We start from the raw sequence: 15,139 nt of genomic DNA on the forward strand, positions 1-15,139 counted from the left end.
TGAATGTGCATTGTGATCTATTTTTTCCATAAAAACAGTCCTTTTTTGATCTTTTACCTTATCGACTGATTCTATTATACCATGAATCGCGTTGCAGAACAAGTGTTCTTTTCTGTTTTTTTGCAATTCATCTCCCACCTATAGGACGCCACTGAAAAACTGTTTTTGCATACTATATATAGTGTCTTAATATTGACTGATGTACTTTATTTTGTGTTGATTTATACGAAAAAAGGACTTTTTCAGTGGCCTTCTATAGAGGAAGGAGAATTCTTGCTATATATTATGTTAAAACTTACAACAAAAAACAGAGTTTCTGCAAGTCCTGTAATTCCCCATGAGAAGATATACAAAAGATACAGTGATGAAATCGTCTGGAAATGTGCAAATACTGTATAAATCCAGACAATACGAAATACGCAGGAGCCCAGGATAACGATAATGGTAGGCGGAATACTTTTTCCGATACCTCGGGATGCGGCGATACTGCCGTCCATAAAACAGCTGAATGCATAGCTGAATGCCATAATACGAATCCTCTGCATACCAGCATCAATAACTGTTGGTTCCGTAGCGAACAGAGAAAGAAACTGTGGGCCAAACACAAGGAGTAGTCCACCCAGGATTGCACCGAAAATGAAGGCATATGTAAGGCTGACTCTATAAGATTTCAGCATTCGTTTTTTATTACCGGCACCCCAGTTCTGACCGATAAAGCTTGCACATGCAGTATAAAAAGAAAACATGACATTATAGATCAGGGAGTCAGCATTTGCGGCAGCTGCATTTCCGGAAACCATCACTGCATCAAAAGAGTTGACACCAGTCTGCACAAACAGGTTTGCAATAGCAAAGATTCCGTTCTGAAGACCTGTAGGGATACCAAGCATGAGAACTGCTTTGCAGGCCTTGGGGTGCAGGCAGATCTTACGCAGAGATACTTTGCAATCATCGGTTCTTCTGAGGAGATGGATCATCACCAGAGAAGCAGAGATATACAGAGAAATTGCGCTGGCTGTTGCAACGCCTGCGGCTGCCATATGACAGACAATAACAAAAAACAGATTCAGAAGAACGTTGACCACACCTGCGATGGAAAGGTAGATCAATGGTCGTTTCGTATCGCCTATGGCACTTAATACGCCGTTTCCGAAATTGTATATGGCCATTGCAGGCATTCCCAGGGAATAGATCTTCATATATAAAATAGCCTGATCAATAAGTTCCGGCTTCGTGTTCATCATGGACAGCATCCGCCCGGAAAACAGAAGACAGATGGCGCAGACGAGCAGGCCTGTGATTGCGCACAAAAGAAGAGAAGTATGGATTGTTTCTTCTGTGCCTTTTTTATTACCGGCACCCAGTTCGTGAGCTACGCGGACATTGACACCGGCACCCATTCCGATAAGGATTCCGGTAAACAGAGTAACCAGCAAAGTTGTGGAGCCGACGGCACCTAGTGCCATATAATCTGCAAACCGTCCAACAACGGCAACATCGCTTAAGTTAAAAAGAACCTCCAGTACCTGTGATCCCATAAGAGGAAGGCTGAAGAGAAGTATATTTTTCCAGAGAGATCCTGTGGTCATCTCAATGGAATGATATTTCTTTTTTTCATTTTCACACATAAAATCACCTCATAAAAATTACTTCATCCAAATTATACAATACTCTGTTGAAAAATGTTTGTCTGGAAGTTATTCATTTAATTCAACTTCAATTTCTTCAATGGTAGGCATACTACCTCTGAACTCTTCTGGTATAAGTTTTGATAATTCATAACCGGAAATACCGAGTGGCTGGCTAGTAGATTCTAATGCATACTGGGTTTCTACTTTATCCATATCTTTACAAATCAAAAGTCCCAATGTAGGATTATCAGCTTCTTATATTCATTATCAGCCTTAATCAACTCACTCATATATAATCCTTTCTAATGTGTCAGTTCGACAATTTCCGATTAGTAAATACTTTTCATTTCATATGTAACTGCTACTCCACCAGTACATATTCGTAAAATACGAATTCTGTTTCTCCGGTACTTTCATAGTACTCCTGTGCTGTTCCGCAATTAACAAAGCCGTATTTTTCATACAATTTCTGTGCTGGCACATTAGTTCCGATCGCGTCCAGCCGCACTGCCTTTTTCTTTTTGTCTGCAGCCAGCTTGATGATTTCATCAAGTGCTACTGTTGCCGCTCCATCTCCCTGATATTCAGGTAAAATCATCAACAGATGAACCACCGCTGCATCCTGATCATCAGCCTTAACTTTCCAGTGAATCTTTCTATATTCTTTTGACTGCGCATTCGTCACCGCTACTGCACCAATCACATCCGTATCCTTCAAAATCAAGTACATTTCACCTTTTACAATATAAGAATTCCAATCGTCATCATTTGGATATATATTCTTTTTCCACTGCAGAATCTGACCATATTTCGGAGAGCTGTCCAAAAGTCTCCAGTACAGTGCCCTGATCTGGTCAAGATCTTTTATAGATACTTTTTTTAATCTAAGATTTTTCATTATTGCTTTCTCCTCACCTTCTTGCCTTTCGGACAAGAAGCATTTCTCGCTATCGATATAGTCAAGATATTTCTTATCCTGTTTCCATTCCAACGCTCTCGTTCTTTCCATATGTTTTTCTCAATTATATCAGAAAAACAAAGAGTTCTCAATCTGACCAAAATCGTTTTATCTACAAAAGGTAACATCCTGTTTCCTGACCGATATCTTGAAGGACAAGTCCTGATAAACCAGTAAAAATCAAATTTTCAAAACCTCTGTAAGATCAGTAAAGCCGATGCAGGATTCCCAAAGTCTCACATCGGCTTTTTACTTCAGTTTCTTTTCCCTGTGATTTTTTCTGCCTCTAAAACATATCATTACTCCATAACAAGGAAATCTATTATACATTATTTTTTAAGTTCATAAAGAAAATTGCTATTTTATCCAACTTTCCTTCATTATATTCTGCAAAATCCAAATAATATTTTGGAATACTTACAGCCTGAATTTCTTTTTTATATAACCATTGTCTTGTTTTAGCTTCCGGAACAAAAATAACTGCTTGATTTTCACTGGAAAAAATCTCATTATAAGTACATGCTGAACGGTCTAAAACACACTTCCAATCCATATTCTCATCCTGAAAATATCGATTTAGTTGATTCAAAAATTTCTTTGCTTTTTGCATATAAATGACATTTATAATTGGATTATAATGTTCTCCCTCTATTACAGGAATTTCCCATACTAAACAACACGTTTTCATTTACAGACCCTCTTTACAAAATGCATAACTCCTCAATTTCCTAATCAATAAAACTTGAAGTTTGTTTTCCATAAGCTTTACTCCAACTCTCAATTTTTCAGCATTTTAAAGATTCTTTTCTTATCTATAACCAATGTCAGAACTCTAAACTATCTGCATTCAAAAGGAAATACTTCATTCCCATGATGACAAATCCCTCGTCATTTCTCCAAGGTTTCTTGCTGCCATTTACAATGACCATCTTTTTGAAAGAGTCTGGAATATTACGCAAAGAGTTGAACTCCTGAGTCTGCTTTTCTTCCGAAGTCATGTCATATGCAACCTGAATATAGTACCTCTGATTACCTTGGTTAACCACAAAGTCAACTTCCAACTGCTTACGGATACGCTTACCCTCTTTATCTTTATCAAAGATCTGCACAACGCCCACGTCAACATTGTAGCCACGGATCAGCAGCTCGTTATAAACAATGTTCTCCATGATATGAGTAGGCTCCTGCTGTCTAAAATTCAAGCGAGCATTTCTCAGTCCCAGATCAGTGAAATAGTATTTCAGATTTGCACCGATATATTTTCGTCCCTTAATGTCGTAACGGCTTGCCTTGGAAATCAAAAACGCATCTGCCAAATAGTCAATATGGTTTGAGATAGTTTTATTGGTATAAGTCATCTGACGCTGACTGGCAAAGGTATTCGCAATCTTTGAAGGGTTGGTCGGTGCGCCGATTGCAGATGCAAGCACATCAACCAGAATACCAATTTCATCCACATTTTGAATTTTATTTCTTTCTATAACATCCTTCAGATAAACATTAGCAAAAATGTTCTTCAGATAGTCTGCTTTCTGTCGTTCACTCTGGAAACCAACAACCTGCGGCAATCCTCCGTAGATCATGTAGTCATCCCAGGCATCATCATAATCACCGTCATAGACAGAATAAAACTCAGCAAAGGAGAGAGGATAGATTCTGATTTCATCACCTCTGCCACGGAACTCGGTCACAATGTCACTGGACAGGAACCTGGAATTACTTCCGGTGACATACACATCAATGTTGCTCATGCGTAGCAAACTGTTCAGAACTTCCTCAAATCGGGGCATGAACTGTACTTCATCCAGAAGAAGATAATACTTCCCATCATCTTTCACAGCATCCTTGATATACTTAAAACACATCTTGGGATCTCTTAATTCCTCATTCTCTATACCGTCCAATGCAATTTCAATAATATGATCAGAGCCAATGCCATTCTCCAGTAAATATCTCTTAAAGATGGTAAACAGCAAAAAGGATTTTCCGCATCTACGAATGCCGGTGATTACCTTTATCATTCCATTATCTTTTCGCTCAATCAACTGCTGCAGGTAAGCGTCTCTTTTAATCTCCATCATCACTCTCCCCGTTTCTGTGCATCTGCACTTTTTTTAGTAATGATATTCTATCATAAAACAAGATACGTTTCAATATTCATTCCTATTTTATGTGTATATGCATATTTTTATGTAATGTACTAATACAAATATAAGTCGCCTTAGCTGCCTTAGCGTTTGTGATCCTTCCATTGCAGGCCATTGTAGGCTTTTTCCCTAATCCGGAACGTAAGGGAAACATCCATTATTTCAGCGATAATGAATTGGAAGTGCTTCGTATTATTGAATGCCTGAAGAAATCAGGGCTTGGGATCAAAGATATAAAGCAATTTTTTATCTGGGTATCTGAAGGCAACTCCAGCTATGAAAAAAAGAAAAGAATTATTTGAAGCCCGAAAATCAGCCGTTGAAACTGAAATCCAAGAACTTCAAAAAAACTCTCTCCCTTTTAAAATCCAAATGCTGGTATTATGAAACAGCAATGAAAGATGATAAGATGCTATAAATGCCATGTTACCTGACAAGCTTCCAGAAAATATACAAAAACTATATGGCAAGAAGCATTCCTCGCTATCGATATAGTCAAGTCAAAGAAAACAATATTCTGATTTACTCATTTAATAACTGTTATATTTTGATGGAAATTTACAGATGTGGGTAAATGCAGAAGATTCACTTGAACTTTAATTCTTCCAGTACCGTAGGCAAAGTTGTGCTGAATATAATCTCCTGCAAGCAATTCTTTAGCAGTATCGATATCTCCAGTTGCAAAAGTATCTATCAATGCAAGAGCTTTTTCGGTCTGGGTCTGTTCCGTTTTTGTCTACAGTTATTCTGATACTTTATCAAAGAAAGCGATCATATAGAGCGGTAATGTGATTATTCCCTCTTCGCTGGTTCCTACATTCCCATCTATGAATTTATATCCATAGCTTATATCTTTATTATTTTTCATGATCGACTTTAGTGAATTTGCACGTGTATTTCCACTCTTGACCTCAATAGGAACTACTTTTCCATCTTTTTGAATGATTACATCAATTTCTTTTTTCGTTGTCTCATTTTTATAGAAATATAACTGATATCCCTTCTTATAAAGAGCATCTGCTACAGCACATTCAAATATTCCTCCTTTGGAATTTCCTGCTAAGGTATTTTCTATAATATGCTGCTTCAAGGAAAAATCTTTCATCGCCATCAACAGAGACAAGTCCGTTGTATAAGCTCTGAAAAAATCATCTCTTGCATAATCATCCAGATCAAATCTTATATCTGTTACAAGTTTACACAAATACAACATATCTGCACGAAGTAACCACTCGATACTAGAAAAATACTTCTGTGCCCTGCCTCCATGCTCAACTTCTTTATATTGAAATTTATGATTCTCTTTATCCAATAACTGTTTCGCAAGAGAAAGGTAGCACTTCTCCGCTTTTACTTTTTCTTCAGCTGTAGCATAATGGGCTATATCATACTGATATCCCTGTAACAGACTTCTCTGAATCCGGTCAACCTCCCTGAAGTCTTTTGTATCTATATACTTCTGAACTGCTTCCGGCATACCCCCTATAGCGACATACTGCCTAAAATATTTCATCATCTGAGAATGAATTGCCTCTGGAATAGCAGCTTTTGAACCAAGATATCCACAGAGATTCATTATCATATCCTCAGAGATTCCCATTCCCCAAAGAAACTCCTCAAAATCTATTCCATACATTTTCAGATAATCAACATACCCAACAGGGTAAGAAGAAGCACGTTTATAATCAATTCCTAAAAGTGATCCTGATGCAATAACATCAAATCTATTATCTAATGCCCAAAACTTAAGAGAAGTTATTGCTTCCTGACACTCCTGGATCTCATCCAGAAAAATCATAGTCTTTCCTGGAATAATCTTCTTTTCAGGAAAACGAAACCGCATAGCCATAACCATATTATCTACTGTTAGATCACCGGAAAAAATATCCATCGCAGAAGGTATCTGTTTAAAATTAATTTCAACAATTTCTTCATAGTTCTCTTCTGCAAATCTTTCAACTATATATGTTTTTCCTGTTTGTCTGGCTCCCTGAATTACAAGACATTTTTTGTTTTTTGAATCTACCCATTTTTTTATGTAATGCGTCACTTTTCTTTTTAACATAAAACACCTCCTGTTACCAAACAATATTTTTATCAAGAACAACTTTGTAACATTTTTAATTACTATTTTTCTTTTATTGTCAACATTTTAGAAAGCAAAAATATCTGTATGTCAACATTTTAGAAAGTAAAAATGTCCATTTGTCAACATTTTAGAATATTATATCATTGATCAGGATATATTAAAAGACTTTTTTCTATCAAAAGCCCTCATAATTGCAGCCTCCAATGTTCTCAAGGTACCGGCATTGTAACGCTCTTAATTATAAATATATGTATTTAATAATGAAAAATTCTGAAATCACTGATGAATATGATTCAAATCTTGCTGCAATCTGCCACAACGGCACTTTTGTCGGAACGCAAAAAGATAGCGTTGTTTCATTCAAGAGTATCCCATAAGCTTATATGAGTCCGGTAATTCTTTCCTGCGATCCTGTATTCTTCCAGATGTTCTACAAAACCATCCATATCACCAAGTGATCTTTCAATAATATCCTCACCCAGACCGGCCGATATAATGTAGTAAACTTCTTTTTTACCAAAATGCTGCCAGATAAGCATGAGACAATCACCGCCTACTTTTACTGCAAAATCATACATAGGATAAAAGCTGGCCATAACGTTCAGTTTTTTTGTCAGAAGAAGCATTCTCTGTTTCTGCTGCATATGCAAGATTCAGTGCTCCAAAGCTGAGAGCTGTTGCCGCTGCAAGTGCTGTTATGGTAAATAATTTTTTTCATAATAAAGTCCTTTCTGCACACCCCGATGTGCCTGAAAATCTTTTTAGTGGGCGATCTGATCCATTTAATATAAGTGCAAACTGTTTGCGTTTATCAAAATAGCACTCAACAACTGTCTACCGCTATCTGGATAAGCTTTGCGCGGAACACGTTGTAATTAAATACCCAGATCTGAATTCTGACAAAGCAATGTTTCAGTTCGCAGGAGAAGAAAAAAAAATGTACAGACCACCTGCATCTGAAATATATCAGATGCGGCAAGGTTGTACATCTTGACTGTAATTTTATGGATGAATTAAAAGAGCATCTGTTCCGGAATCATGGATTCCGTCTGCAGTGCAGCGGAGATATGCTTCATGGAATCTGCAAAGACTGTGAAAACAAATCCGATCAGCTGTGATCTGTTTCAGTTGCAGCATGATGAATCTGGCGAATCACACATCTGATTGATACCGGTACTGTAAAAAGGCAGGCAATCGCCCCAGACAGCATGATTGCAACATCCTGAAAAAGAAATTTGGAATTGAGAATAATTTCCAGGTTATATTGCTGTGTCTGAACATAGGCAAATAACAGAATAGAGCCTCCAAGATAAGCAAAAAGCAGCGTATTTACAGTTGTTCCTATAATTTCTTTTCCAACCTGATAGCCGGAAGAAGTAAGTTCTTTCGCTGTCAGGCTGTTTTTATGTGTCCAGACTTCATATACAGAAGAAGTTACAGATAAAGCAGTATCAATAACCGCTCCAAGAGTACTGAAAACAGTTACAAAAACTGCCACATGAAGCATATTAATATGGATATCCGTACTGTAATAATACATAAAATCATCTTCTGAAAGCTGAAGCTCATTCAGTCCGTAGCTTCCTGATCTCCATATAATAAGATAAATCGGAATAAATAAAAGCAGCATCACAAGCAAGGTAGCCAGAAAAGCCGCCCGTGTCTTTGGATTGTTTCCATTCTGGTAGAACAGGGAATTATAGCAGACTCCTGCCCCTGCAGCCAATATCAGAAGCAGAGCCGGGAAACCAATGGACATCAGAAGAATCGAAATAAACAGAATTACAATATTACCGGCCAGTGTCATAAGAGAAACTGCTCCGCGCTCCCCACCAATCAGAATCATTAAAATAATCAACACCAGTGCAAGAAAAATTATCATTTTTTGTCGCTCCTTTTCAGAGATGGTAGTTTCATGATAATAGAAGAAATAAAAACAGATACAGGGATTGCCAGTACAATTCCTATACTTTCAATAAGAAAACGACAGATATCATATGGAATATGATATCGTATGATCGTTATAAATCTGATCTCATTGTTCATTTTCAGGATAAACATAGGAATCATGCCGCTTGCCAGGACAAAAAGCAGCACATTTATCATGGTTCCCATAATGTCATATCCGATTTCCCGTCCTGAATGTATTAATTTTCTCAGAGAAACATCTGGATTTTTCCGGACAATTTCCCCTGTTGCAGCACTAATAGTTACAGCTACATCCATGATAGCTCCAAGTCCTGTCAGCATAATATCTGTCCAGAATATATCAGCGGAATTACTCATACTCCCCAGATATTCCAGATTAGAATAATCCAGATCTCCAAAAAACTGAATAGAAAATTCAAATAATGCCATGATCAGAAACAGTACGCATATGGTTGAAATAACAGAAGCCCATGTTTTTCTGTGGATTCCATTCAGACAGATCAGAGTTGTTATCGAAAATAGAAAAGCAATTACATTGCAGATATTTAAGATATTTTCCCCTTTCATAAAAGCCTGAAATCCAAACGCGAATATAATTGTGTTCAATATCAGCGATATGATCGTATAGAATCCCTGTTTTCCTGTAATACAGATCAGAAGAAAAAACAGACCACCTGCCAGCAATGCCAGATAACCATCACGCTTTATGGAACGTATGGATTTCCCTGGATTTTCCCTTGAACCGCTTAAAAGGACCGTGTCTCCTTTGTGATATTTCTGATTCTGAACCTGAGACGATGTATATTCATTAGAAATAGCAATCTCTTCCCCTTTATGGGTACCGTTTAATATACGCGCTGTAATTTTCTGAGTATAATAATACTCTTCTGCATCCCTGGTTCCTTTTCTGCTCATTGTTTCCTTTTCTGTTACTGAAGATATCTTCGCCAGAGGCGTATGATAAAACCTGGCGTTAAAGCAGGTAAATATAACACAGATAATATAGATGCCTGCTAAGAAATATTTCATCTGAAATACATGAGATTTCATAGGATTCTTTTTTCTCCTTCTTAATAAAAAATATTGCAGCCTTAAAGATACTAATCAGTTACTTTCTATCGAAATACTGTGAGTTCTATATCTTTCAGCTGTTATAATAATCCAGTATTTTTTTCCATATCCCCATCTTCCACTTCTCCAATTAACTGTTCACAGCCAAATAATTCTCTGACTGCATTTTCATATACCACACATTTCTCAGCCTTCTTAATCTTTTTGGCATATTTTTTATTGTTTGTAAACATAGGTGCCAGATAAGACCATAATTCTTTCATACGGAACAGGATATTTCTGTCTCCGGACAGGTCTTCACAATATTCATTATACATCATATCATGAAATCTGCGGATTTCTTCCTTTGACGCAGGTGCACCGCCACGGATCTCTCTGGCAAGTGCAGGATTCTTCAGTGTTCCTCTGCCTGTCATAATGCAGTCCAGGGTCGGAAACATGTCCTGTAATCTGGTACAGTCCTTTGCTGTGACGATATCTCCGTTATAGCAAACCGGGCTCTTGGCCCGCTCCACCGCCTCCCCAAATGTTTCCAGACGTGGCGTATTTTTGTAATAGTCTTTCTGCACTCTTGCGTGAACAATTAACTCTTCCAGTGGATATTTATTATAAATCGTCAGCAGATCTTCAAATTCTTCCGGATCATCCATACCCAATCGAGTCTTGATGGAAATCTTCATATCACATTTACGGAAAATCTCATCCAGGAATTTGTCCAGTTCATCCGGTCTGTCCAGAAATCCCGCACCTCTGCCTTTTGTCACAACAGTCTTTGACGGACAGCCAAGGTTCAGATTCACTTCATTATAACCGTATTCCTGCAGTGTTTCCGCTGTCTGGATAAAATCCTCTGCATTCTTTGTCAAAATCTGGGGAACAGCATACATCCCCTCATTATTCTCAGGCATAATGTCTTTCTTTTCTCTGGTGCTGAGATGTCCTTTCTGGTTTGGAAGAATAAAAGGAATAAAATACTTGTCAAAACCTCCAAAGCACTGGTAAAGTGCCCTTCTGTATGTATATCCTGTGATTCCCTCAAGGGGGGCTAAATATATTTTCATGTGCTTCTCCTGTTGTATTGTATTCAAGCGGATAAAATCATCCGCTTCGCTACGTAGTTCTACACCGAATAACTGCTCTGCAGTTTATTCGGTTAAATTCTTCCTCCATTATACTGTAGTCATTCTGATTTCTCAATGCAGATTTGAAATATCCGCTGCAAAATCAACTATAGCAATCCAAAAAAGAGATACCTTTTTTTCAAGCATCTCTTCCAATAAATTTCTCTATTCTTTTTATTATAGCAATTCTACAAAACCTTTCGGCCATTTACTGTCAGTTTAAAAGTTGTTCCAAGTATTTCCGCAGCTTTCCTGCAAAGCATCATACGCTCAAGGAAAATCTCAAAATAATCATACATGGAACAGATTTTTTCATCAATCTGTAGGTTCAGTGCAATGACAGATTTGTCTTCAGCGATTTTCAGCTTGGCGTCTGTAACTGCATAATTTACCCTGTCATGGATATCGTAAGCGGATTGTTCTTTCTGGCGCACACGGCTTCTTCTTACATCTGTTTTATCTGCAATAATAAGTGCCGCTGAAACCACATCCTCAGGGCTTCCTGTTGATTCGTCATGATTACCGATGGCTGCTATTACAGTTATCCTGTCTTCCAGAGACATATCTGTTTCTTTCAGTAAATCATTTGCAAGCAGTGCACCATATTCTGCATGATGGGTTCTGTTAATGGCATTTCCAATATCATGCATATAGCCGGCAATCTTTGCAAGTTCAATTTCATGTTCTGAATATCCCAGCCGTTTCAGTATCTTTCCAGCCTGATGTGCAACCTGTACGCAGTGTGCCTTTGAATGATCTGTAAAACCCAGCTGTCCCAGATTTGCATTTCCTTTCTGCAGATATGCATTAATTTCTTTGTTATTTGCTATTTCCTTGTATTTCAAATATTTCACTCCCTTTGGCTCAAAGCCTTTTTATTGCATACGGTGCCTGAATCAGTACATTTGTATCTATTACATAGGTTTTTATCATATATCTGACTGCTCCTTTTCTCTGATCTTTCAATTCGGTCTGCGCAGCCTGTCCATCAGCATCGAAAATCATATCCTTGTTCATCACCAGCTTTATTAAGCATAGCAGAGGAAAAGACACTCTGCCATCACACAATTGTACAGAACAGGTAAAATAATTGTAAAAAGGCTCAAAATTTTCTGGAAAAGCACCAACACCCTGTCCCGGACATAAACTATATAGAAATCCCCTTCGAGGTAGCGATTTGAAGGCCTTTCAAAAACCTTTGTCCATATCCCAGGAAAAATATTATCTTCAAAAATATCAGGAGGGTGATTCTCAAGCAAAGAATATCCTGATCGAGCATAATCTCCGGCTGGTAGCACATGTGGTCAAAAAATATCAGGGAACCGGTGAGGATACAGATGATCTGATCTCTATTGGAACCATTGGACTGATCAAGGCTGTCACAACCTTTAATCCCCAGAAGGCTTCCCGGTTATCCACCTATGCTGCCAGATGTATAGAAAATGAACTGCTGATGTATTTTCGTGCTAAGAAAAAGCATTCAAAAGAAGTGTCCCTATATGAACCCATAGGAACAGATAAAGAAGGAAATGAGATTAATCTGTTAGATGTGATCGAGAGTGCACCTGTAGATATTGTAGAAGACTGCTATATCCGCGAAAATACCGACTATCTTCTACGCTCTCTGAAAAAAGTCCTGTCAGATAAGGAATATCAGGTGATCTGCTGCAGATATGGGCTCTTTGGCATGGAGGAAGAAACTCAGCGGGAAATTGCCCGAAAACTGTGTATCAGCCGCTCTTATGTCTCCAGGATCGAAAAAACTGCTCTGCAAAAGCTTCGAGGCCTTTTCCCGCAAACGCAGTAAACGCAGCCAACAAATTTAACGTTGGCTGCGTTTATTAATCACTCTGCTCTTCTTAACAGATCGTAAACCTGGATTTCGGTTCCCAGATCGATAAACAGCTTCTGCTGTGCATGAGGCGCACTCTCCATGGAATTGCCTTCCTCATCATAAATTCCCTTCACAGTGACAGCTACATTCTGTCCGTCCGGTTTCATAATTTCAATTGTCTCACCTACAGAGAATTTATTTCTCTGAGTGATCTGCGCATAACCCCGTTCATCCACTGCCTCAGCAAATCCCAGATACGTATATTCCTTCTGATAAGTATTATTATCATAAATCTGTGTATTCTCATCCGGTTTTCCATAGAAGAATCCGGTTGTAAACTGTCTGTAGGTACAGTTGGAAATCTGTTCCTGGTACCATGGCATATTTGCCTGATATTTCTCAGGGCTCTCCATATAGTCGTCTATTGCCTTGCGGTAAGTTCTGGCAACTGTTGCAACATAAAGAGCGGTTTTCATACGGCCTTCTATCTTCAGACTGTCGATTCCGCTGTTAATGATATCGTCCATATGCTCGATCATGCAGAGATCCTTGGAATTAAAGATATAGGTTCCTCTTTCATTTTCAAATACCGGCATATATTCTCCCGGACGTTTCTCCTCAACAATTGAATATTTCCAGCGGCAGGGATGGGTACAGGCTCCCTGGTTGGCATCACGTCCTGCCAGATAATTACTGAGCAGACATCTTCCGGAATAAGAAATGCACATAGCACCATGGATGAATGTTTCAATCTCCATATCCTCCGGAATATGCTCTCTGATCTCTTTAATCTCTGCAAGCGAAAGCTCTCTGGCTGTTACCACACGCTTTGCTCCCAGATTGTACCAGAAACGATATGTCTCATAGTTAGTATTGTTTGCCTGTGTACTGATATAGCGTTCGATTTCCGGGCATATTTCCTTTGCATACATATAGATTCCCGGGTCTGCAATGATCAGTGCATCCGGCTTCAGTTCTTTCAGTTCTGTCAGATATTCCCTCACACCCGGCAGATCATAATTATGGGCCAGAATATTTACAGTCACATAAACTTTCACTCCATGTTCATGGGCAAAAGCGATTCCTTCCTTCATATCTTCATGGGAAAAGTTCTTTGCTTTGGCACGAAGTCCAAAGGCTTCTCCACCGATATATACTGCATCTGCTCCGAAAATAACAGCAATCTTCAACACCTCAAGACTGCTAGCCGGAACCAGCAATTCTATTTTTCTCATATTGTTCACTCCTGTTTCACACTGACTGTAACTCCGTCTCCCAGGGGAATGATCGAAGTTATCAGGGATGGATTATGTTTCAGTTCATACAGATACTCACGCATTCTCTTATATATGGTTCTGTTTCTGCGCTCTACCAGATAATGGGACTCTATGATATCTCCCTCCTGAAGCACATTGTCAGAGATGAGAACACCGCCATTTTTCATAAGACGCATCACATCCGGAAGCCAGTTGATATACTGTCCCTTTGCAGCATCCATAAAAATCATGTCAAATGAATCTTCCAGTTCTTTTAATATCTGTCCTGCGTCTCCCTCAAGCAGAGTAATCTGCGCTTCCCGTCCGGCTCTCCTGAAATTCTCTTTTGCGATTGGGATTCTCTTCTCATAATTCTCGATCGTTACGATTTCAAGATCCTCCGGACCATATTCACACATAAGAAGTGTGGAGAAGCCAATGGCTGTCCCCACCTCCAGAATACGCTTCGGCCGGTTTACAGCCAGAAACATTTTTATAAAGCTCTGCATTTCTCTCCGGATGATCGGCACCCGTTCCCTGATGGCATACTGCTCCAATTCTTCAAGAAACGGTGTATTTCCCATATCCAGTGAATTAATATAGGTACGCATCCGCTCGTCAACTATCACGAATCACTTACCCCTTCCTGTTCATCATCACCTGCCAGAATTCCCATGATACGATTAGGTGTATATGCTGTACTTAACAGATACGTTCCGGCCTGAAGCTTTCCATGATAAGTGGACAGTCTCTCCTGAACATAAAATACCGTTGCACTCTTGACCAGACCTTTTTTCTGAAGAGTTTTGGCAATCTTGTACAAGGAAGTATCTTCCTTGATCACCACTGTAACTTCCTGTCCTTCTCCGGGACTCATGGCCTGCTGATTAAAGACATCATGTCCAAACTGATAAGAAGCCTTTCCTACCCAGAAAAGTAAAACTATCACACATATATAAAGTACGATCTTAAAAAACGTTCCTGCAACAACAACACCTGCTGCACCTGCACGTTCCCTGGTATCACTCATAAGCTATTTCCTTTCTGTATGTCAGGCGGATAAAGTCATCCGCTCAGTTATCTGCTCACAGCAGGATAACTGT

The 15,139-nt window shown here is 38.8% G+C and carries 16 protein-coding genes and 1 pseudogene; 2 read left to right on the forward strand and 15 right to left on the reverse strand.

Features of this window, described 5'->3' with window-relative positions:
- Positions 1 to 242 precede the first annotated feature (242 nt).
- The 5 genes and pseudogenes from LJE11_RS14055 to LJE11_RS14075 all read right to left on the reverse strand — a co-directional run bounded on the left by LJE11_RS14055 (position 243) and on the right by LJE11_RS14075 (position 4,667).
- The gene (locus tag LJE11_RS14055; RefSeq protein WP_008707449.1) at positions 243 to 1,628 is read right to left on the reverse strand and encodes an MATE family efflux transporter; all 1,386 of its coding nucleotides are present in this window, start codon (positions 1,626 to 1,628) and stop codon (positions 243 to 245) included.
- A 69-nt stretch (positions 1,629 to 1,697) separates the two neighbouring features.
- Positions 1,698 to 1,886, reverse strand: a pseudogene (locus LJE11_RS14060) (PDDEXK nuclease domain-containing protein); the annotation flags it as partial.
- A gap of 106 nt (positions 1,887 to 1,992) precedes the next feature.
- A complete protein-coding gene (locus tag LJE11_RS14065; RefSeq protein ID WP_008707445.1) occupies positions 1,993 to 2,640 on the reverse strand; it encodes a GNAT family N-acetyltransferase in 648 nt (215 codons plus the stop codon).
- Between the two features lie 271 nt (positions 2,641 to 2,911).
- On the reverse strand, positions 2,912 to 3,277 hold the full coding sequence (locus tag LJE11_RS14070; RefSeq protein ID WP_227296124.1) for a hypothetical protein: 366 nt from the start codon (positions 3,275 to 3,277) through the stop codon (positions 2,912 to 2,914).
- A 136-nt stretch (positions 3,278 to 3,413) separates the two neighbouring features.
- Positions 3,414 to 4,667 carry an ATP-binding protein gene (locus LJE11_RS14075; protein WP_008707443.1) on the reverse strand — a complete coding sequence of 418 codons (1,254 nt, stop codon included), beginning with the start codon at positions 4,665 to 4,667 and terminating at the stop codon, positions 3,414 to 3,416.
- 161 nt (positions 4,668 to 4,828) lie between these two features.
- On the opposite strand from LJE11_RS14075, the gene LJE11_RS20860 reads away from it, so the two are divergent.
- The gene (locus LJE11_RS20860; RefSeq protein WP_226825017.1) at positions 4,829 to 5,038 is read left to right on the forward strand and encodes a MerR family transcriptional regulator; all 210 of its coding nucleotides are present in this window, start codon (positions 4,829 to 4,831) and stop codon (positions 5,036 to 5,038) included.
- A 440-nt stretch (positions 5,039 to 5,478) separates the two neighbouring features.
- Here LJE11_RS20860 and LJE11_RS14085 read toward each other — a convergent pair whose 3' ends face one another.
- From LJE11_RS14085 to LJE11_RS14115, 7 genes are all read right to left on the reverse strand, one after another.
- Positions 5,479 to 6,801, reverse strand: coding sequence for an ATP-binding protein (locus LJE11_RS14085; protein WP_008707440.1), 1,323 nt, complete (start codon positions 6,799 to 6,801; stop codon positions 5,479 to 5,481).
- A 380-nt stretch (positions 6,802 to 7,181) separates the two neighbouring features.
- Positions 7,182 to 7,469 (reverse strand): hypothetical protein, encoded by a 288-nt coding sequence (locus tag LJE11_RS20865; RefSeq protein WP_008707439.1) that lies wholly within the window; start codon positions 7,467 to 7,469, stop codon positions 7,182 to 7,184.
- 464 nt (positions 7,470 to 7,933) lie between these two features.
- Complete coding sequence (locus LJE11_RS14095) at positions 7,934 to 8,707, reverse strand: YibE/F family protein (RefSeq protein ID WP_020994098.1); 774 nt, start codon at positions 8,705 to 8,707, stop codon at positions 7,934 to 7,936.
- Positions 8,704 to 9,804 (reverse strand): YibE/F family protein, encoded by a 1,101-nt coding sequence (locus LJE11_RS14100; RefSeq protein WP_008707436.1) that lies wholly within the window; start codon positions 9,802 to 9,804, stop codon positions 8,704 to 8,706. The genes LJE11_RS14095 and LJE11_RS14100 overlap by 4 nt, the downstream gene beginning before the upstream one ends.
- Positions 9,805 to 9,905: 101 nt before the next feature.
- Positions 9,906 to 10,886 (reverse strand): tRNA dihydrouridine synthase, encoded by a 981-nt coding sequence (locus LJE11_RS14105; protein WP_008707435.1) that lies wholly within the window; start codon positions 10,884 to 10,886, stop codon positions 9,906 to 9,908.
- 248 nt (positions 10,887 to 11,134) lie between these two features.
- Positions 11,135 to 11,800: an HD domain-containing protein gene (locus LJE11_RS14110; protein ID WP_008707434.1), complete on the reverse strand. Its 666-nt coding sequence runs from the start codon at positions 11,798 to 11,800 to the stop codon at positions 11,135 to 11,137.
- A 10-nt stretch (positions 11,801 to 11,810) separates the two neighbouring features.
- Entirely contained in the window at positions 11,811 to 11,951 is a 141-nt protein-coding gene (locus LJE11_RS14115) for a hypothetical protein (protein WP_161276387.1), read from the reverse strand.
- A gap of 172 nt (positions 11,952 to 12,123) precedes the next feature.
- On the opposite strand from LJE11_RS14115, the gene sigK reads away from it, so the two are divergent.
- Positions 12,124 to 12,753 (forward strand): RNA polymerase sporulation sigma factor SigK, encoded by a 630-nt coding sequence (sigK, locus tag LJE11_RS14120; RefSeq protein ID WP_008707431.1) that lies wholly within the window; start codon positions 12,124 to 12,126, stop codon positions 12,751 to 12,753.
- 38 nt (positions 12,754 to 12,791) lie between these two features.
- On the opposite strand, the gene LJE11_RS14125 is transcribed toward sigK, so the two are convergent.
- From LJE11_RS14125 to LJE11_RS14135, 3 genes are read right to left on the reverse strand one after another with little or no spacing between them, the layout of a single operon-like run.
- Positions 12,792 to 14,015, reverse strand: a complete 1,224-nt coding sequence (locus tag LJE11_RS14125; RefSeq protein WP_227296125.1) for a peptidase U32 family protein — start codon at positions 14,013 to 14,015, stop codon at positions 12,792 to 12,794.
- Between the two features lie 5 nt (positions 14,016 to 14,020).
- On the reverse strand, positions 14,021 to 14,665 hold the full coding sequence (locus LJE11_RS14130; RefSeq protein ID WP_008707426.1) for an O-methyltransferase: 645 nt from the start codon (positions 14,663 to 14,665) through the stop codon (positions 14,021 to 14,023).
- Positions 14,662 to 15,066: an endolytic transglycosylase MltG gene (locus tag LJE11_RS14135; RefSeq protein ID WP_008707419.1), complete on the reverse strand. Its 405-nt coding sequence runs from the start codon at positions 15,064 to 15,066 to the stop codon at positions 14,662 to 14,664. Before LJE11_RS14135 ends, LJE11_RS14130 begins: the two co-directional genes overlap by 4 nt.
- Positions 15,067 to 15,139: the final 73 nt, after the last annotated feature.

This window comes from Blautia sp. DFI.1.216, from assembly GCF_020594215.1.
Lineage (GTDB): Bacteria > Bacillota > Clostridia > Lachnospirales > Lachnospiraceae > Blautia_A > Blautia_A wexlerae.